Annotated in this window: 20 protein-coding genes and 2 pseudogenes; 7 read left to right on the forward strand and 15 right to left on the reverse strand. The window is 37.4% G+C overall.

Annotated features, from left to right (window positions below; translation table 11 throughout):
* Positions 1-81 precede the first annotated feature (81 nt).
* Together CJF42_RS00290 and CJF42_RS00295 are read left to right on the forward strand one after the other, a co-directional pair.
* Complete coding sequence (locus tag CJF42_RS00290; RefSeq protein ID WP_095364754.1) at positions 82-357, forward strand: hypothetical protein; 276 nt, start codon at positions 82-84, stop codon at positions 355-357.
* Positions 358-424: 67 nt separating this feature from the next.
* Positions 425-958 (forward strand): hypothetical protein, encoded by a 534-nt coding sequence (locus tag CJF42_RS00295; RefSeq protein ID WP_141235444.1) that lies wholly within the window; start codon positions 425-427, stop codon positions 956-958.
* A gap of 37 nt (positions 959-995) precedes the next feature.
* Here the strand turns inward: CJF42_RS00295 and CJF42_RS00300 are convergent, their stop codons facing one another.
* From CJF42_RS00300 to CJF42_RS00345, 10 genes are all read right to left on the reverse strand, one after another.
* A complete protein-coding gene (locus CJF42_RS00300) occupies positions 996-1,235 on the reverse strand; it encodes a hypothetical protein (RefSeq protein ID WP_095364756.1) in 240 nt (79 codons plus the stop codon).
* Entirely contained in the window at positions 1,236-1,436 is a 201-nt protein-coding gene (locus CJF42_RS00305) for a hypothetical protein (RefSeq protein ID WP_095364757.1), read from the reverse strand.
* Entirely contained in the window at positions 1,433-1,804 is a 372-nt protein-coding gene (locus tag CJF42_RS00310; RefSeq protein ID WP_095364758.1) for an HvfC/BufC N-terminal domain-containing protein, read from the reverse strand. The genes CJF42_RS00305 and CJF42_RS00310 overlap by 4 nt, the downstream gene beginning before the upstream one ends.
* Before the next feature lie 142 nt (positions 1,805-1,946).
* On the reverse strand, positions 1,947-2,132 hold the full coding sequence (locus tag CJF42_RS27065; RefSeq protein ID WP_170940410.1) for a hypothetical protein: 186 nt from the start codon (positions 2,130-2,132) through the stop codon (positions 1,947-1,949).
* 173 nt (positions 2,133-2,305) lie between these two features.
* Positions 2,306-2,719, reverse strand: coding sequence for a multinuclear nonheme iron-dependent oxidase (locus CJF42_RS00325; protein WP_141235445.1), 414 nt, complete (start codon positions 2,717-2,719; stop codon positions 2,306-2,308).
* Between the two features lie 75 nt (positions 2,720-2,794).
* The gene (locus CJF42_RS28960; RefSeq protein ID WP_286203456.1) at positions 2,795-2,923 is read right to left on the reverse strand and encodes a hypothetical protein; all 129 of its coding nucleotides are present in this window, start codon (positions 2,921-2,923) and stop codon (positions 2,795-2,797) included.
* A gap of 38 nt (positions 2,924-2,961) precedes the next feature.
* Positions 2,962-3,414, reverse strand: a complete 453-nt coding sequence (locus tag CJF42_RS00330; RefSeq protein WP_141235446.1) for a hypothetical protein — start codon at positions 3,412-3,414, stop codon at positions 2,962-2,964.
* A gap of 198 nt (positions 3,415-3,612) precedes the next feature.
* Positions 3,613-3,798 carry a hypothetical protein gene (locus CJF42_RS00335; RefSeq protein ID WP_095364761.1) on the reverse strand — a complete coding sequence of 62 codons (186 nt, stop codon included), beginning with the start codon at positions 3,796-3,798 and terminating at the stop codon, positions 3,613-3,615.
* 175 nt (positions 3,799-3,973) lie between these two features.
* On the reverse strand, positions 3,974-4,264 hold the full coding sequence (locus CJF42_RS00340; protein ID WP_095364762.1) for a ferritin-like domain-containing protein: 291 nt from the start codon (positions 4,262-4,264) through the stop codon (positions 3,974-3,976).
* Positions 4,265-4,300: 36 nt separating this feature from the next.
* Positions 4,301-4,504: a hypothetical protein gene (locus CJF42_RS00345; RefSeq protein WP_095364763.1), complete on the reverse strand. Its 204-nt coding sequence runs from the start codon at positions 4,502-4,504 to the stop codon at positions 4,301-4,303.
* A gap of 268 nt (positions 4,505-4,772) precedes the next feature.
* Here CJF42_RS00345 and CJF42_RS00350 point away from each other — a divergent pair, with 268 nt between their 5' ends.
* The gene (locus tag CJF42_RS00350) at positions 4,773-5,789 is read left to right on the forward strand and encodes a heme-binding protein (RefSeq protein WP_095364764.1); all 1,017 of its coding nucleotides are present in this window, start codon (positions 4,773-4,775) and stop codon (positions 5,787-5,789) included.
* 235 nt (positions 5,790-6,024) lie between these two features.
* Here CJF42_RS00350 and CJF42_RS00355 read toward each other — a convergent pair whose 3' ends face one another.
* Together CJF42_RS00355 and CJF42_RS27070 are read right to left on the reverse strand one after the other, a co-directional pair.
* A complete protein-coding gene (locus CJF42_RS00355) occupies positions 6,025-7,389 on the reverse strand; it encodes an FAD-binding oxidoreductase (protein WP_252097483.1) in 1,365 nt (454 codons plus the stop codon).
* 8 nt (positions 7,390-7,397) lie between these two features.
* Positions 7,398-7,556, reverse strand: coding sequence for a hypothetical protein (locus tag CJF42_RS27070; RefSeq protein ID WP_170940411.1), 159 nt, complete (start codon positions 7,554-7,556; stop codon positions 7,398-7,400).
* A gap of 416 nt (positions 7,557-7,972) precedes the next feature.
* Between CJF42_RS27070 and CJF42_RS00360 the strand changes: the two genes are divergently transcribed.
* The 3 genes from CJF42_RS00360 to CJF42_RS00370 all read left to right on the forward strand — a co-directional run bounded on the left by CJF42_RS00360 (position 7,973) and on the right by CJF42_RS00370 (position 13,481).
* Positions 7,973-10,096, forward strand: a complete 2,124-nt coding sequence (locus tag CJF42_RS00360; protein WP_095364766.1) for a LodA/GoxA family CTQ-dependent oxidase — start codon at positions 7,973-7,975, stop codon at positions 10,094-10,096.
* Positions 10,097-10,099: 3 nt separating this feature from the next.
* Positions 10,100-11,212, forward strand: coding sequence for an NAD(P)/FAD-dependent oxidoreductase (locus tag CJF42_RS00365; RefSeq protein ID WP_095364767.1), 1,113 nt, complete (start codon positions 10,100-10,102; stop codon positions 11,210-11,212).
* 319 nt (positions 11,213-11,531) lie between these two features.
* The gene (locus CJF42_RS00370; RefSeq protein WP_095364768.1) at positions 11,532-13,481 is read left to right on the forward strand and encodes an FAD-dependent oxidoreductase; all 1,950 of its coding nucleotides are present in this window, start codon (positions 11,532-11,534) and stop codon (positions 13,479-13,481) included.
* 277 nt (positions 13,482-13,758) lie between these two features.
* Here CJF42_RS00370 and CJF42_RS00375 read toward each other — a convergent pair whose 3' ends face one another.
* A complete protein-coding gene (locus CJF42_RS00375; RefSeq protein ID WP_095364769.1) occupies positions 13,759-13,947 on the reverse strand; it encodes a hypothetical protein in 189 nt (62 codons plus the stop codon).
* Positions 13,948-14,526: 579 nt separating this feature from the next.
* Between CJF42_RS00375 and tnpA (CJF42_RS00380) the strand changes: the two are divergent.
* A pseudogene (gene tnpA, locus CJF42_RS00380) lies at positions 14,527-14,766 on the forward strand (IS200/IS605 family transposase); the annotation flags it as partial.
* Positions 14,767-14,998: 232 nt separating this feature from the next.
* Here tnpA (CJF42_RS00380) and tnpA (CJF42_RS00385) read toward each other — a convergent pair.
* Positions 14,999-15,415: pseudogene (gene tnpA / locus CJF42_RS00385) on the reverse strand (IS200/IS605 family transposase); the annotation flags it as partial.
* A 459-nt stretch (positions 15,416-15,874) separates the two neighbouring features.
* Complete coding sequence (locus CJF42_RS00390) at positions 15,875-18,031, reverse strand: YcaO-like family protein (RefSeq protein ID WP_095364771.1); 2,157 nt, start codon at positions 18,029-18,031, stop codon at positions 15,875-15,877.
* Between the last annotated feature and the right edge of the window lie 2 nt (positions 18,032-18,033).

Raw genomic sequence — 18,033 nt, forward strand, 5'->3', positions numbered from 1 at the left:
AGTACTTTGGTGGTCTAACTTAGCCATAAAAAATATTTACCGAGTAAATGCTTATATAATATTTATTAATAGGAAATTAATATGAAAAATCAATTACCAGGCGGATTCAGTCAATTTAACTGCAAAATAGATGAAGAAGCAAAAGCGTCTTTTGCTGATGCATTTGAGCATATCGTAGGTGTAGATTATCAGCCAATAGCTGTAGCAACTCAAGTTGTTGCAGGTTTAAATTACGCATTTTTTTGTAATGCTACGGTCGTATACCCAGGTGCAGTTTCTTATCCTGCTATAGTACACATATTCAGATCATTAGATGGTAAATCAGCTATTACTAATATTCAAAGAGTTGCTTACTAATAATATCCGTTTTTCAAGTAAAAAAGCGATCGTGCTCGCTTTTTTACTTTTTGAACAGGTTAATAAAATGAATGAATTTTCTTTAAATATAATACCTTATATTATCGTCTTTACGCTAGGTTGCGCTACGAATGCACAAACTAGCAATAAGATAGAGCGCAAACGAAAGCAAGATCCTTGTGATATAATCAATGAATTGAGATACCGTTTAAAACAAACATCAGCTTTGCTTAGCAATGCCACTTTTATCAACAATGGCACAGTCGTTTGCTCTGATGTTGACTTTGATGCCGGACGTTGTTTTGCCGCAGCCTGTGCGCCTTGTAACTTAACTGCATTAAATACAGCTAAACTTTGTACTGATCCGGGACCATTAGGTACAGGTAACTTATGCCTAGTTGGTAAATATGGAAAACCAACAAGCAGCCCATGCTGTATAAAAGATGGCGCAAGTTGTCAAAGAAGTCAACCAAACAAAAACTTTTATAATGTACTCAAAGGTGTAAGTGATAGCAGCACACCGGACAACTATTCGCTGTTTGAACCTTTAGAGGATCGCCACTTTGATGATAAAACCAAACGCTGTCTTATACGCAAATAAGCCTGTAACCTTATTAAACTGAGGTTGATCTATATCCTTAGCATTTATTAATAAATACTCCGGCATCAAACCAACGGTCCCTAACCTGCCCGCTCTGCCGCCAAGCATTTGTAACTAGCTCAATATCCAAACCAAGTTGTTCGGCAACACACTTCAGCGCTTGCTGTACAGAATCTCCTCGCTGCATAGCAGTTAAAAATACATAATGTGCATCAGTTAACCTTATTATACTGGTGTAATAATCTTTGCGTATCAGAGCAATACATGTTGTGCACATTCACGGTAATACAGGTTTTTCACCCTGTCTGATAGCATGGTAATAATCTGATATCGCAAATCTGTAATACCCCAAAGCAAAACAAGGCTGAAGCTGAATTTTGCTATCATCTAAAGTTGCATAGGTATAGCCTTGCCCTTCTGCACCGGTTGCATCAAACAGTAAGAAAAGTTGACGCTCAAAGCTTGCCATATCTATCATAAAATTGATGCATACCTCTTGCTTTGCCAGAGGGAGACACGATCTGGGCGACTATTTTCAAGATAACTAGCAAAGCAGCGGCCTAGTTCATACAAGGTATAAGAGTCTGATGGACAATCAACTAAATATTCATGGGCAAAACTGTTAAACAATTCTTCGCCCAGAGCAAAACATAACGCCGGAAATTGTTCACGCATACAATTTAATAATCGGGCATAATAGTTTCTTTGATAAATATCGATATGCTCACTAGCGCTCAGTTTTCCAAATCCCACCAATGCATCTGCGTGAGCTGGTTCATCTCCTTGAAATATCAAACAGTCTTGTAGCCAAGCTTCTATATCGGGTAGCTCAGTTGGAATTGGCATTATATTTCTTTCACCGATTGCATTATATCTGGAACTAAGAAGTTGATAGGGGTTGATAAACTTTCAACTGAAGGTGACTCTGAGCAGATCGGTAGCTTATTAAACTCACCTTGCATATAATGTTTCGATTTATGTAATTCAGCTAAACACAAATCAAATTTTGGGATATATACCCAAGCCACTTCAAGATGTGAGGTTCAGGACTGCTGAGCAATTCATGATCTAGGCGCATCTTTGCATTAATGGTTACTCCCTTAAAAAAAGATGGACCGGCAATATGCTCCTGCATTGCTCTAGTACCTACATCCATGCAGGCAACAACGAGCATGATTTGCTCAGAAGTCCCTGTAAGGTTGGTTTATAAATACTTTATGCAGCGTTATTGATTTTGAAAAGGGAATAACCATGTTCTTCAATCAATGCCTTGCCTAAAGTATTTCTAATTCCAACTGAATCCTGCATCTTGAAGTGGTTTGGGTATAACTATCCCACTCTAGCAAACTAGACACACCTTTTGTTTTTTTGCCAAGCCAGACTAAACAGTTCCCATACCTCAGAGCTAACCGTTTTATCGTGCGCATCAATAATATGACTGCCACAATGTGTGTGACCTGCTAAATACATTTGAGCCACGTTTTGCCATGGGAAGTGTTTAAAATAATCAATTGGAGCTTGCTCCGCATTAAAACAACTCACGTAGACATTATTTACATCTAGCAATAAACCACATCCAGTACGTTCGCTAATATGGTCAAGATTTTCTTCAGTTAAAGGTACAGGTAACAGATCATGAGAATTAACATCGTTAATTCCGGTCCAACACAAATGGTCACTTATCCATACTGCATTAACTGATTTTCCCAACGATTTAAGCTTGCGTAAATAGTCAATATTAATCGGGTCACTACTGCCAATCGATAATGATGATCAGTTGCCGTTGAGCACAAGCCCTGTCCGGCGCATTCGTTAGGACCAAATCGGTCTTGACCTTTAATTTAATCCCATACAGGCATGAGAAGTAGTGCCTGGGGTTTGAGGTTGTACAGATGACGGAAACTTAGGTACATCTTTAAATGATTCGGCTGCTTTTGCAGCCGATTGTTTGTTTAAATTGCTCATTAAATTATCCTCATTATGCATCAGGTATGGTTAATAAATTACTCATGTATTGTCGTTGGCTTAGGGAAGTCAGCAACATTGGGTAAATGCATACTTTGTGAACCACTCATTTTATTAACAGCGGTATCCACGTAATTTTGAATATCACTATGGTTTGGATCTCCAACACTGGCAGCAATTGCAACATTACCCAGCACTTTTAGCGCCTCGAATGAATCGATTCGTGAACCCAAATCAATAAATTCAAACGTTGGCTCCAATACCTGTGGTTTACCATTATCAGCAAGTACCGGTTTACCATCCGCTCCTTTTAATTCAATCTTACGCATAACCTGAATATATTTATCCAATACCCAGATCGTTGAACGATGTAAAGCAACATTGAAATACCATTTTTGTGACTGAATTTCTTCGTTATGGTATTTACATTTTGGAGTACTATCAGAAGCCACACTTGGCTGTGCTGCTACATTAAATATCGTCTCCTTCATGATCAGCATGTATTGAAATAAGGCATTGCAGAAATTGGCGATCGATTTTTCTGAGCTCTGTTAATAGTCAGCTACTTTAGGTTTCTTCGGGAAGTTATAAATCATACCTTTAAAAAGCAGATCGGTTTCATTCATTGTTGACGTGATCAACTCTGGTGGTGAGAGCTCTGACGGTAACTCTTCAACCCTGTGTTTATATTACTCGAGCTGCGCCTGCATAGATAAAAATTTATAATAGTGTGATTCTTCCTGCTGGGCCTGTATATGAGCCAGAACTTTCAAAGCAACAAGCGCATCATGTGCAACTTTTACTTCAACGTCTGCTAAATTACGTATATTGCAGGCATCGATAATAAGCTCTAGAGACAGATAAGCTTGCTCCAACTCTTCTCCCGTAAGTGCATCTTGTAATAATAAGGCTTTTAAAATGGATAATGCACCTTGGCCTTCTACTGACTTTTATAATTCCAGTGCTTCTAGGGTCCAGAGATTTACTACCTCAAACAATTTTAACAGTGTTTGTTGATGCTGTTTAGCTAGACTATCATAAGGACTATGATTAAATCCTTGGTGCGTGATGATATAACGCTGGTGATTCACCAAACATAGCGTAATAAATGTTAGCAGACAAAGACATATGCAGCATTTCCTCAACTGCCACACTCATAATATTGGCAGCGACATTATTTATAAACAGCGACTCAGATGTTTGTTGCAGCCCATTAGTTACATCCTCACTGCGTTTTAACGAGTAGTAAATAAATAAGTAGATCGGAATGGTAGCTAGTTCTATTTCACAGGCAGTTTGCATATCTGTTTTTAACCTAGATAAAACGTCTTCTCGTGACATTTTTTCAACACAATTGTGAATGCATTTTTTTCATTGTCAGTCAATCGCGTATGGGGGGTCAGCTCCCTCAGCTTCAGAATTCAGATCAAAAAGTTCTTTATATGCAGAGTCAGCTTTATTTTTAATAGCAGCTCCAAATTTTTCTAAATTATCTGCAAATGCAAATTCTTCCAGTCCAGCACCAATTTCTTCTAAAACAGCTCCGGTTCTTGTTAAAACAGATCCAATAATACCAGACATAAGATACCTCCATTATTCATTACAGTTATTAAGCCCACACACTATGCAAATTTTAGATCTTCAGCGAGTAATAAGATATACCGCACTGAATTTGTTATTCCCGTCGGAATGCATTAAATATGGCATAGTAAAAGAGAAAAAATATTACAGCGTCATTACACGCCTCTCAGCCGGTAAAGTGTAATGGTGCTGTAATATCTATTTTTTATCTCTTATTTTAATCTCCTTTTAAGTTCATACCGTCACCACCTATAAAGGAAGCAAAGTAATGACAAATAAAATTGTAAGTAACGCGTGCCCAGTGTTTGGAGCGCTTATCGGAAACTGGAAAAATATCGCGATACCTGCCGAAAACAATGAATTATTAACGGGAAGTGAAGCCAACCCCTTGTCTTATAATATTATGCCATTACCTCAAAAAGGGGGTAATAATGTGGGTTTTATTCTTAAGAATTTCACCTACTATGAAACACTTAAGATTAATAATGAAAATGATGTGGCAGCGCCAGCAACAGCACCTAACCGAGAAGGAACATATCAACAAGATGTGCAAGCTTGGTTTTACTCACAGCAAGTCCGTTTTGCCGAAGGGCCAGATACAAATAAAGTGATCCACGAAGAAAATGGTGCTTGGCTTGACCTTACAACCAGGGGGCCACAAAAAATAGGTCCCTATGAGAAAGGCGAAAACCTTTCATCTTCGAGTGATGTGCCGAAACAACCTGAAGATATCGGTATCGCCAAGCAAATGGCGGTACCTCATGGTAATTCAATATTATCTTTAGGTCAGATATATGATGTCCAAAAAGGGGCACCTGAGATCCATAATGCTAACGCTTATCCAACTAATATTAAAAACGGAGAAACTCCAGCAGATTTTAAAGCCATTTATAATGAGAACCTCTCTAGCTTAAATGATTATCAAAATCCAAATACAGATTACACCCTAAATCCTAATAAGCCTATTCAGGACGCTGCCAGTTTAATCAAACCTACTCACTACAGAAAGTGGCATGTGACTACAAAGAAACTGGAAGATGGTCAAGGTGCAATAGTGAACATTCCTTTTACTAAAATAAGTACAGATGTTGTGCAATATGAAGCGACTTACTGGTTACTTTCTAATGATGGTGGCATCAATTATGATTATTTATTGTATACACAAAATATAAGCATGATAATCAATATAAATGAAGGTGAAAATAAAGGTGAATATAATTTTCCTCATATTACCTGTAACGCACTCACCCGTGAAAACAGTAAAAGCATATCCGCTAAACTATAGTTTTTTATTTAAAATAGTTAGAAAATCAAGCTTCGAAACAGCACGAAGCTTTGACTTTTGCTAGTAGAGTACAGCTAAAATGTCACTTAATATTTCTAATGTCCTGATCTCGTTATTTGGTTGTGCCCTCACCCAACAATGACAAATTACTATCTGTAGATAAAATAAGAAAACGATATATAAAGAAAAATTTTTGTCCTGTTTTGTATATCGTTTTTATCTTCTAATATTACCATTAAATAATGGTTTTACGGCTACGTAACAGGCATTTCTCATCTTTACTGCTCGTCAACTTAGTATTAATTAACGCTTGATAATTATCACTAAAGTAATCTTTTGTAGGCACTGAAGCATCTTTAAAGCTAATAAAAGAACCACTGGTATGTGGAATATGAAATTCTCGACAGGTTTCTATCCAATCTTGTGCTCGATTTTCATGGAAACGAGTGGGGATCTTTTGTTCTTTTGTCTCAGGACTCATTTCACAATACTTACCAGAAGATTGGTTCCACCATGCCTGATATTGAATGGTAAAAGCTCTATCTTGATAAGGAAAGGAAATTTTTATCCGTTCAGGCTCAGGCAAGTTTTGCTTTTCGGCATAAAACTTGCCACTTATGGCACCAAGCGTAATATAGGCTTCAATACTGGTATCTTTGTCATCAGTAGCCGAAAAATTACTAGGCTCACATTTGTTCACATTTAATAAGGTTGATTGTAAAGATCGCACTAATTGCTTACGACTTGTTTCATCCCATTTTGGAGTTGGCATTCTTGATGTAAGTTTATGAGGGGCGGGGCAATCCACTTCTAAACTTAGGCCATTATTAAGACGCCGATCCCAAGATTCAAAAATGAAAGGGTATCCTTGAGTGTTTTTTACAGTCACAGATGTTTGTATATTGATATTGGATGGATTTAATATTTTGACTACTTCTTGTTTGATATCTTTTATCATCACATATTTTTGTGCATCATCATAATAAGGATTATTATTAATCCTTATTATGACTGACTCTGCCCAATCGTTAATCATTTTCTCAAATTCACCGCGAGTACCACCAAAGTGACCGTTAAATTGCCAGTCTAAAACTGCATCATCTGAAACATCTTCATCACATGCAACGCCTTTGGCAATCACTTGCAAATTTGTGCCTATTAGGTGTGGATTATTATGTGGTTCTATGACTTTTTCCCACGCAGCTATAATATCAATGGCTTTAATTTTCGTAATAAAGTCTGTACTTTTTATAACAAAACTAGTCGGAAATTCAGGAAGTTTAAATGGAATGAAAAAGAATTCAGTGACAATACCGTAGCTTAAACCGCCACCCCCACGAATAGCCCATAACAAATTATTGTTTTGTTCATCATTATATTGGCTATTCTCATTATGGTATATTGCACTTGTACCTAAATATCTAATGGAACCATCCCCCAGCACAATAGTTGCACCCGCTAAACGTTCACAACCCATGCCATGAAGCCGAGTCCATGGCCCCCAACCACCACCCATAGTGTAACCAGCAATAGCAACTGATTGACAGGTACCATGTGCGATCCCAAGGCCTGTTGGGTAGTTGGTATTTTTACTATCCAAGATAGGTTTTATTTGTTTGAATAAGGCGCCAGGTTGAATAATAGCCTGCGTGATTTGGTATAATTGGCATTTTGTTGTGTATTACATGGTTGTAATACTTCCGGAGCATTTGGCATTTCATCCAATAGTTTTATTAAATCAGCTATGGTTTGTTGTTCTATTGACATAAATTCATTCCTCAGTTTAAGTTTTTTTCGTGTTATTTAACCGCGGCAAGCCTAAAATATTTTTATAATAAAAAATATTACGTATCTATTACACTTTGAAATCTGTTAATTTTCCTTTCTAAAATTAAAAGAAACATGAGACTTCAAAATTAACAGCATAATCTAAAAAACAGACTACCCTTAGTACCTGTAAAAGAAACTTTGAGTTTTTTCCAAAATAACAGTACCATGAAGTCAAAAAAGAGATTCAAAATGACAACTAGTTTAGAGAATGAATACCATAGAGTACTTCCCTTCGTACAATATCAAATTAGCCAAGACTAAAGTCTGCTTGTGCTTTTTTGGGCTGTAATACCATTTTCTATTTTACTTTTTATAGTTGCTCTGCGCGATCATCAATCAAAATAAGGAATATTATGAATAACACTATCACCCAATATTATATTTATCCTGCAATAGGGATTGCCCGAGTAGGCAACTCCGAAACCGAATTCTATATTGGCCCTGAAGCACCGGAACAAAAGATACCTACAGATTTTAAATATAAAGATGTCGAAGGAAAGGTCAAGCGACAGGCTGCTCGCTTTAGAGTATATGGTTTAAATGCTCAAGGAGAAGTTGTTAAAGAAATCACAGACTCTCCTGATGTCAAAATTGAATGGCAAGTCCATTTAGCAAACCGTAAAGCTATTAACTACCAGTTTAATAATGCCATGGATTTAGGAAGCTTATCCATAGACAGTAAGTTAAGAAATTCAGATGTGACCATCTTGGAAGAACGAGAAAAAAAGCTATTAATAGACTCTGGTATACGCACAATTCAGGGATGCAATGAAAAGAATAATACAAAATATCAATTTGATTCAGGTAAGTTTTATGCTGGTACGGCTTACCAAAGAGAGGTATATTTAGGAGAAGTACAAACAGACGATGACGGACGTCTATTAGTATTAGGTGGCCGTGGAGAATCTAATAGTTTTGATGGCAGACAGGCTACAACTTTTGCAAATAATGAAGGTTGGCATGACGATGTGAGTGACGGTACCGTTCGTGCAACTATTAATGTTAATGGACAATCACATACGGCTCAGCCGGCCATGGTGGTGGTGACACCACCTAATTTTGCACCTGGCATACGAGGTGTGGTTACCATGTATGACGTTATATCAGATCTGTTTTATAGTGAAGACCTGATCACACAGCCTGGAGGTACCGAATTTTATTCTGATATTTACCCTATTTTAAAAAGTTTAGTAGATAATCAAGCCGTTAATTTGGGTTTCTATATGATGTTTGGCGACAATGCGCCTGCTAATTTCACAGAGCCTGAGCTTTTGGCAAGACTTGCTTGTTCAAGTGAAAAAAATAGACCATTAAGACAAGCGCTGTTTAAACAATTTAGATTGCCAGTAGAACAAACTAAAGAGCAACGTATTGAAGAAGTAGGTAAAATTAGCATACTCGAACATCTAGGTGAACATGTAAATTTGGCAAATAGTCAACTATCCAATAGCCTTAATAAAGCTGTGGCGCAGGTACAAACAGATTTACAGGCAGATAAGCTACCTCCTTATTATGGTGACGCTTATGGTGATTATACTGACTCACCTTTAGTAGGACTCAGCTTAACGCAAACTCAGTATATTCATCTTGAAAACTGGGCAAATGGAGATTTCAGTCAAGGGGAGCAACCTAGGTCTGTTTCTGGCCTAGAGTCTATTGATTTGAATTGTCAGCCACATGCTTTAACAAAAGCAAATCTACAGGAATGTTTAGGTGGTCCATTTCATCCTGGTATTGAACTTACCTGGTTTTTACGCCGTATTTCTATGTGGAATACGGCAGATCCGATTGACAAAATGCGATTAAATATTTTACCTACAAACATACCTGTAAAGGATTTTTATGGTCCGATATTAACACCTAATGTCGCACTTGAAAGTATGTTCAATGCCAGTGGTCCTGGCACATTAACTCGTTTTATGGGAGTACCTTGGCAAACTGACGAAGGCAGTTGTCGTTCGGGCCAAGATTATGACCAAGCTTATTATTTACCTACGCCAAGTTATTGGTCTGCCAGAGTGCCAAATCAAGTATTAAGTCAGCGTTCATTAGATCGTATCAAAGACACTCAGCTATCTGATCTGCAAAGGTTAAAGCACTTTGACTATCGCCAAGACTGGCTTAGATTTTTGCGCGAACATAAACAAGATCCAAGATATTCTATGATCACAAATTGGGATAAAGTGGGTATTGTTAGCAAGCAGAGTATTCCTCCAATAAGTATTGGTAAAACAGAGATCAACTCGATTTGGGTGGAATCAGAAGTGAATGAAAAATATTTAGTCAATGATCCCAGTTATCGCCAAATGCTAAATATGGAATCCTTAGTGCGTTTTGAGCATGCAACAGAGCAAGAAATTAATAAAGCAGAAGAAGAGTTTAAAGAAAAGATCAAGCAATTAGAACGAGATGATATAGCCGCTATAGAAGGTAATATACCGCCAAGAAAAATAAAATCACGGAATGAGTTGTTATAACCAATGAAATGCACAAACACTGATTATCATGTTGTGATTGTGGGTGCGGGTGTCGCGGGTTTAACCGCGGCACTTGTGCTAGCGAAACATGGGTTACAGGTCGCTATTATTGAAAGTAAAAATACTCAGACAGCTAAAATGGGTGAATGCATACAGGCGTCAATATTGAATACTCTTGATAAGTTGGGTTTGAGGAAGCAGTTTGAGCATGACAATCACTTTCAATTACAGGGATATAAAGTGCACTGGGATGTACATGGCTTATATGAAAGAAACTTACTGGCTACACCGTCAGGAACCGGCTGGCTGCTTAACCGCGAGAAGTTTGACGGTATGCTAGTTAAGGCTGCAAGGCTTGCCGGAGTTGATATTTACTGTCAATCTAAATTAACAGCGTTAGATGAAGTTAAAAATTCTGAACTTGGTTATCAAAATAGCTGGAAATTAGACATTGTCAGTTCAGAGAAAAAGTGGCGGCTAGAAGTACCTTTTATAGTAGATGCGACAGGTAGAGCCCGCAACATTACAAGGCAGCTTGATACCGTAACGCAAAAATCAGACAACCTAGTAGCCTGTTTTTGTCGAATTGAACATAGTCAATCCAGTACTTTGACCAATCAGCAGGCGGTGATACAAAGTAGTGAACAGGGCTGGTGGTATCTGGCACCCTATTCAGCTCAACATGCCAGCTTATGTTATTTCACTGATCCCGATTTAACCTTACCTAAATCAGCTGAACAGATCTTTAATATGGCAATGCAAAACAAAGAATTAAAACACCATTTAACAGGTTGTGCTGTGCCCTTTGAACATAATTTTAAAGTGATCCCAGCTTATTCATCCTGTTTAGAATCGTGTGTTGAAAATAACTGGCTTGCGGTGGGCGATGCAGCTTGCAGTTACGACCCTTTGTCTTCTTATGGCATAACATCGGCTATGGGCAGTGCTTTTTATGCCGCTAAGGCCATAGTGAAAACATTTAATGATCAGCCAGAATTTATGCAGACTTACCAAAGTTTAATGAAGAGTAATTTTAAACACTATTTAACAGAACGTAATGCCGAATATCAAAAAGTGACACAATTTAATTCATTATTTTGGCAACGAAGACAATAATGAAATACTTATAATAACTAAACCTGAATCTAACTTAGACTTACTTTTACCTCAGCATATTAAAAAGCGATGGACTTATTTAAGTTTGTATTAAACCAACTTATATTGCAAATTCGTATTTTTAAATTATGTCATTTATACGAACAAATAGATCAACTGAAGGTTTAGTGAAAATCTGAGCTTATTTTATTCAAATAACCGACTGTAATACCCGTGTAATAGTTTTTTATTTAACTTAGATTATATTTATTGCTTTAGGTACATCCACAATATTCTAATTTTTTGTGATTTGATAATTTAAACTTAATAGGAATTATATATGCCACATTTTAGTCACAACGCAGCTTGCAAAACAGCGATCCCAGTAAGTACCGATGTTGTTGTTGTCGGTGCAGGTATGGCTGGATTATTTGCTAGCTGGCGATTGCTTAATGAGACCAATTGCCAGGATTTGGTCATTATAGATGGTGCCAATCGCACAGGAGGTCGTTTGGACTCAGATTTAGTCCGGTTCAAGGATGGTAATACGGTTAAAGAAGAAGAAGGCGGCATGCGCTTTACCTTTAAATACATGGATAATTTAATGGCCTTGTTTTGTAAACTCGGTATTACTAAAGATATAGTGCCTTTTCCTATGAATAGTGGAGGCAATAATCGCCGATATTTTCGCGGTGAAAGCTTTAATGTCAGTGAGTCAGAAGCTGATAACTACGCTATTTGGTCAAAGTTGTATAATTTGAAAAGCTCGGAAAAAAATATCAACCCTAGTACTATGATAGATACTGTGTATAACCGCATTTTGGCTGCAAATCCTGCATTTACAAAAAAATGGGATGTTAATGATTTAACTCCTGAATATTGGCAAGCACTGCGACTAGATTGTTCCTGGCAGGGCACTGGGTTAAATCAATGGTCGTTATGGGACTTATTTATGGATATGGGTTATAGCAATGAAAGTGTAACCTTACTATACCGCCTTACTGGTTTTAACGGTACTTTCTTATCTCGTATGAATGCCGGTGAAGCTTTCCAATTGTTAAAAGATTTCCCAGATGATCCGCAATTTAAAACTCTAAAAGAAGGATTTAGTACGCTTCCTAATACTTTAGTTGATCAAATAGGTCGAGAGAAAATTTTTCTTAAAACGCGGCTAGAAAATATCGAAATAAACGATGACCCCAATGCCGGAAAAAAATACAAGCTATATTATCGTCAAACCGGTATTGACGGAAAAATCACAGATAGTGTGATTGAAGCAAATAAAATTATTTTGGCTATGCCACGTTTAGCATTAGAAAAATTGTTTGTGAAAGCTAATGTTTTTAATCGACTTGAAGAAAGTCAAAGTAGCTCCTTATGGGACACTCTGTCTACTTCCACCAATCAAGCTTTGCTTAAAATCAATTTATATTATGATAAAGCTTGGTGGGATAAAGACAAAACAGCTTTTCCAACGGTTGAATTTGGTCCTAATTTTTCAGATCTGCCAACAGGATCAATTTATCCCTTTTATAGTTTAGATAACGAATTAACTGCAGCGTTAGAAGCGCAGCGCCTGGCTAAGAAATATGGCATCGAATTTAACGAACAACAGCAGAAAAAAATTGATGAGATCAACCAAAGTAAATATGATAAGCCCGCCGCATTAACGATTTATTGTGATTATCTAAATATCAACTTTTGGAGCGCATTACAAAATACTGGCCCTGAATTTAGTTCAGATATGCAGCAAGAATCGAATGAAACCAAGCCGCAAACTATTTATGCTGCATCTCAAGCCGTAGTAAAACAAGCCAGTACTTTCTTTAAGGAAATATTCAATACCAGTTATATCCCAGAACCCGTATTCACGTCAGCAAGAGTCTGGCAAGGCAGCACGACATTTGATGTTAAAGACAGCGAACAATTTGGTTTTGGTGTGCATCAATGGGGGATTGGTGCCAATGACAGAGAGGTTATTGCACGTTTGGCACAACCTTTTGGTGATGATCAGGCCATATTTACGTGTAATGAAGCGTATTCCGATTATCAGGGTTGGGTAGAAGGATCTTTGCGTTCAACGAATGTCATGCTGGAAAAAGGTTTTGATCTGGATGCTTATGATAAAATATTTAAGGCTGAAAACTCCGGTATCAGTGCCAATGCAGCAGCAGAAAGCCAATATGATGATAAAGTCAAAGAAATGGTCATTCAATATATCATTGATGAGCAAACAACAAAGACACCGGTAATTGACTTGAAAAAAACACAGGTCAAAGTGAAATCATAAACATTTTATAAATCAAATGAAGATAAGACGAGTTTTTCGTCTTATCTTCATAAGTAACAAGGCTACACTGACAAAAAACAATCTCAAAAACCTTTTATTGATATCAATTCATTGTAGCTTTTATTTGTTCTAAAAAGAAAAGTTAATAATTTGTCCTGCAGACAAATAATATCCCCTCCGCACAGTATAAGCTCAAAACTAAACTTAGATTATAATACCTCACCCATATACTTTATTATGTTACCCAATATCAATTTCTATGTCGTTGTGAAATAAATTAACGTATTTTGAATATTGTTAAAATGCTATCTTTCTCATTAACCGCTTCATTTTGATTTTCTTGTAGTGGCGAAATTTCATTAGTTATTAAGTCATCAGTAATATCTATGGATTGTTGTGCTTGAGGCACCGGGTAATATTTGCCATTTAAATTATCCAGTTGGTTTTCTGTTTCAAGTTTCGCCAAGAGTACTTACAGATTACTTGATACGTTAAACAATACTATTACAGCGGTTTTAAAGGGGTTTGATACTCAGATGCGATAATTAAAAGTATGGATCTTATCTGGGCATAGTAATTACAGTAACGCTGGATAATATAAAAAATTTGCTTAACATTAGAGTATAGTTAAACAACTAGGCGCTATTTTTTCAAAAGATCTAATTTTAAAACGTTAAGTGAAGAAGAGATACAAACGGCGGTTTACAAACTAAATCACCGTCCAAGAAAAGTACATTTTGAATTTTAATAAAATTTGAACGTTTATTTATTGATTAAACAATTGAGATATTCACTCAAAATAGCTAGGCCTGACATAGTTCTAAATAATTCAAAATTCAGGAGGGATCCCTAGTTAATTTACATAATATTGACAGAGACAAAAGCGTACAAACAAATCCCAATCTCAATACGCGGGCATAGCTGTTTCACTGTTAATTAAACATTGATAAACCCCCAGCTCTGCTGGGGTGACTCGCATAGGTTTAACCGTGACAAGGGTATATGTAATCTCTTTGCTCGACCAAAAGTAAAGAGGAAACAACCTATGCGAGATTATAAAAGTTTGACCCATACAAGATGGGATTGTAAGTACCATATCGTTTTTATTCCTAAAAAACGTCAAAAATTGATATATGGAGCAATAAGAAAACATTTAGGTGACACTTTTCATGAATTAGCAAAACGAAAAGGCGTTATTATAGAAGAAGGACACTTGATGAAAGATCATGTTCATATGTGTATTAGTATTCCACCAAAATTTTCAGTTTCCAAAATAATGTCGTTTAACACACTTAACATACGTCGTGTAAACTCAGCTACGTATTGACCATTTGATGGCTTTTAGGCAGATCCAGTGCGAGGATCTGAATCTGTTTTGATCATTTTTTTTAATGTCTCCCAATAACCCTTATTTTATGCGGCCTACAGGGGCTTCATTGTTTTTACCCTAACTTGCTAAGTAGATAGTGATATTATTATCAAATACTGCTAAAAGAATCGGCCGCAAGCGACCGAGTTTAAAAGAGTCCTAACTGACTTCCGTGAACTTCTTTTTTATCTAATTCAAGCAATTGGTTTTGCACATATTTACGAATTGTATCTTCTGTTGCATTTCTAATTGTTTCTACAAAATAACTTTGAGTCCAAAGCTTCCCACCCCAAAAATAACGTCTTTTAATATCTGGATATAATTTGAAAAACTCTCTTGCTGAAATGCTTTTTATCACATGCATGATCTGGCTAGGTGACATTTTTGATTCACTTTTTACGACCATATGGATATGATCTTCTGGTATTTCTAATTCGACTATATCTATGTCGTAATCGTAATCAATTTTTTGAATTATAATTTTCATCGCTTCACGATAAGGCTCATAAAAAACTTTACGTCGATACTTAGGTATCCACACAAAGTGATACATTAATCTGAAAACATTATGAGAATTTCTTTAAAGTTCCATGTGCTGGATAGTGTATTGTCAAGCAAGCGAATTGACCCCTTTTTTATTTGATTAGCAACAGATGCAATATTGGGCATGTTTGCAAAGTATAAAAAAGTAACTAGAAAGCACTACGTTCAGTTTGTTCAGCAAGGTAAAGGTAGCTAAATTATCAAATCAAGTATTTTTGGGAGATAAAAACTTGATGGAAGAACATTTATATCTGTTGGGTGAACAAGAAGGCAATTTATCTGAAATTACAAAAAATAAAAAGCGCCAAATGGCAAAGAGTCTGACACAATATGATTCAGAATAATCACATCGAAATAATACAATGTCAGCAGCTTATTCATCAGGCGATTTTACATTAAAGAGCTGGAGTCACATTTTGACTGACACTATTCTCGAGTAATTCGAATAGTAGAAAAAGGCAAAACCTGATCCCACTGGTTCCTAAATATATAGTCCTTGCTGGTTAATGGTCTGCTCATTTTTAATTTGAGACTGTGTTATCCAGTTCATCTTTACTGGCATTTGGTATAAACGGTTATTGCCGAGCTCCGGCCATATGTTGCAAAAACCGGGCACAACTACTCTGACTGTTTTTACCGGTAAATCGTTTCGACTATAGTCCAAAACTAAGGTTTCCAGCCCAAGGTGTGATAATCGCTCTACGATTGCCATTATGTTGTGACTTATATCATTACAATATACTAAGGTACGCTCGATGGCGGTGGCTTGTTCATCGGGATACAAATGGGGCTCGGCTGCAATTTTATCAAAATCGAACAAGGACTTATTAGCACTGCGATTGGGATAGAGTTGGCATAATTCTGTCAGTGCGCGCTGAGCTGCTAACACCGGGTTGAGGTGACAACCTAAGCCAATAGTAAAGCCTTTATTTAATCTGTCCTGGGCTACGGCAACCATCGCAGATACCTGGCTGTTGTTAGTCACATCTAACACCCAAAAATCCATGCTATCGGGCAAGGTCTGTTTAACTTTAGTGATCAGTTGTTTCGGCAACCGATTTAGATCAAAGCTCGGTCTTTGAATTTTGTTGTACCACCATATTGCAACCGCATCACGTTCGATCAATTCAAGTAGTGCTTGCAGTATAGCTTCTTCTAGGTTGTTACCCGCCGCACAGCCGTTTGAATGCCACAAGCAATAGTCTTCATCATTGAAAGGCGTATTGGAAAAACAACATGCCAATGGTACATAAACCTTTTGTTGTCGGGTTAACGACCAGGACGTTAGCCAATGGATACTTTGGTTTTGATAGCGCTTTTTTTCACGTTTACTTTGATAAAAATTATGCCCTAGCTGGTTGAAAGAGTGATATTGATGTTCGCTGTAAGGGGTTAACTCATGAGGGCTATAACTGGATCCGTCCAAGCGTGATTGGGGGCTTATAAACAGTGGTTCATTGCCTTGATAAACGGGGGCATACCGTTCTAACGCCTCACACAGCGCACTAACCTTTGATTGGGTTGGCGATACGCCTTTACCTGCGCATGCTAGTGAGAAGTCGGCCAATGAGAGTTTTGGCAATTGTCGCTTGGTTGGTGTTTTTGAAAATCGTGAACAGTAAATTTTGAGTTGATTGTTTTTTTCAGGCTCAATTTCAGCGAAATAATTGATAACCCCGGTGATCGGGCTAACCAGTGCTTGTAGTCTGGTCAATGTTTGCTCGGGGGTAAAGCAACGCGCACCACCATCTTGGTCAAATTTAATGGTTTGGCTTGTCAATTTAACCGGTTGCTGAATTTGTCGGCCAAAATCTGTGTCACTATAGATGCAAATTTTCTTAAATGGATGATAGCTGACCTGTGCACTTTCGCGTATCAACAGACACAGATTATCACTTTCTTTTTGAACTTGTTTGCTCAGAAGTTGTGTCAGTTGCAGTTGTAATTCAGGTTCTAATTCAGCCAATTGCAAAAACGGGACTTGGGTTGATTGCTGAGGATATAACCTAGCGACCAATTGTCGCTCGGGCTGGTTAGTGTCGATACGTTGTTTGATCAAAGACCAGTTCACTTGCTGATCTTCAGTATTGACGACCATGGGGCTTATCCAAATGCGCTCTCCGGTTATTTTGATTAACATCCAGAATTTACAATGTGCGATCACTTCATCTATTGCCCGATGAGTAAAATCGTCAAGCAATATCAAGGTCACTGGACTGTTATAATTTTCCAATATTCTTGTTACGTCTTCACTTTGTATAAGTGCCATCCAAGCCTCCAAATAACTGGACTGTGCTGTTGATAAATTGATAATTTTCAGATGTTTGCAACTTAACAGGGTAACCGGCTGCGTCAATTTTTTCTGACAATATTTAGCGGTTTGTGAAGAGGCTGTTTTACCATCAAGGATTATATCTTGTTTGGCCAGGCGGCTACTGTAGTGATTAAAGTAAGAGAGTTGATGATAATCGCCCCGTTGGATGAAGTATTGCTCAGGTGAATATTGAGAGCCGATCAATTCCAGCCCTGGATGCGTGCCATAGTTGAAGTAATAAGACAGCACTTCACCGATCAACAAAACGCCGCTGTCTTCGAGGTTAAACTTCAGAAACTTGGGGTGCCATTGAATGGTTTGCATAG

The organism is Pseudoalteromonas sp. NBT06-2 (genome assembly GCF_002276045.1).
Classification (GTDB): Bacteria; Pseudomonadota; Gammaproteobacteria; order Enterobacterales; family Alteromonadaceae; genus Pseudoalteromonas.

Excerpts from the sequence above, each read along its gene's own strand:
- CJF42_RS27065 (WP_170940410.1), bottom strand. The coding sequence starts at position 2,132 with ATGCTCGTTGTTGCCTGCATGGATGTAGGTACTAGAGCAATGCAGGAG.
- CJF42_RS28960 (WP_286203456.1), bottom strand. The coding sequence starts at position 2,923 with ATGAGCAATTTAAACAAACAATCGGCTGCAAAAGCAGCCGAATCATTT.
- CJF42_RS00360 (WP_095364766.1), top strand. The coding sequence starts at position 7,973 with ATGAATAACACTATCACCCAATATTATATTTATCCTGCAATAGGGATT.
- CJF42_RS00365 (WP_095364767.1), top strand. The coding sequence starts at position 10,100 with ATGAAATGCACAAACACTGATTATCATGTTGTGATTGTGGGTGCGGGT.
- CJF42_RS00295 (WP_141235444.1), top strand. The coding sequence starts at position 425 with ATGAATGAATTTTCTTTAAATATAATACCTTATATTATCGTCTTTACG.
- CJF42_RS00350 (WP_095364764.1), top strand. The coding sequence starts at position 4,773 with ATGACAAATAAAATTGTAAGTAACGCGTGCCCAGTGTTTGGAGCGCTT.
- CJF42_RS00300 (WP_095364756.1), bottom strand. The coding sequence starts at position 1,235 with ATGTGCACAACATGTATTGCTCTGATACGCAAAGATTATTACACCAGT.
- CJF42_RS00305 (WP_095364757.1), bottom strand. The coding sequence starts at position 1,436 with ATGATAGATATGGCAAGCTTTGAGCGTCAACTTTTCTTACTGTTTGAT.
- CJF42_RS00390 (WP_095364771.1), bottom strand. The coding sequence starts at position 18,031 with ATGCAAACCATTCAATGGCACCCCAAGTTTCTGAAGTTTAACCTCGAA.
- CJF42_RS00290 (WP_095364754.1), top strand. The coding sequence starts at position 82 with ATGAAAAATCAATTACCAGGCGGATTCAGTCAATTTAACTGCAAAATA.
- CJF42_RS00370 (WP_095364768.1), top strand. The coding sequence starts at position 11,532 with ATGCCACATTTTAGTCACAACGCAGCTTGCAAAACAGCGATCCCAGTA.
- CJF42_RS00330 (WP_141235446.1), bottom strand. The coding sequence starts at position 3,414 with ATGAAGGAGACGATATTTAATGTAGCAGCACAGCCAAGTGTGGCTTCT.
- CJF42_RS00345 (WP_095364763.1), bottom strand. The coding sequence starts at position 4,504 with ATGTCTGGTATTATTGGATCTGTTTTAACAAGAACCGGAGCTGTTTTA.
- CJF42_RS00310 (WP_095364758.1), bottom strand. The coding sequence starts at position 1,804 with ATGCCAATTCCAACTGAGCTACCCGATATAGAAGCTTGGCTACAAGAC.
- CJF42_RS00340 (WP_095364762.1), bottom strand. The coding sequence starts at position 4,264 with ATGTCACGAGAAGACGTTTTATCTAGGTTAAAAACAGATATGCAAACT.
- CJF42_RS27070 (WP_170940411.1), bottom strand. The coding sequence starts at position 7,556 with ATGTCAATAGAACAACAAACCATAGCTGATTTAATAAAACTATTGGAT.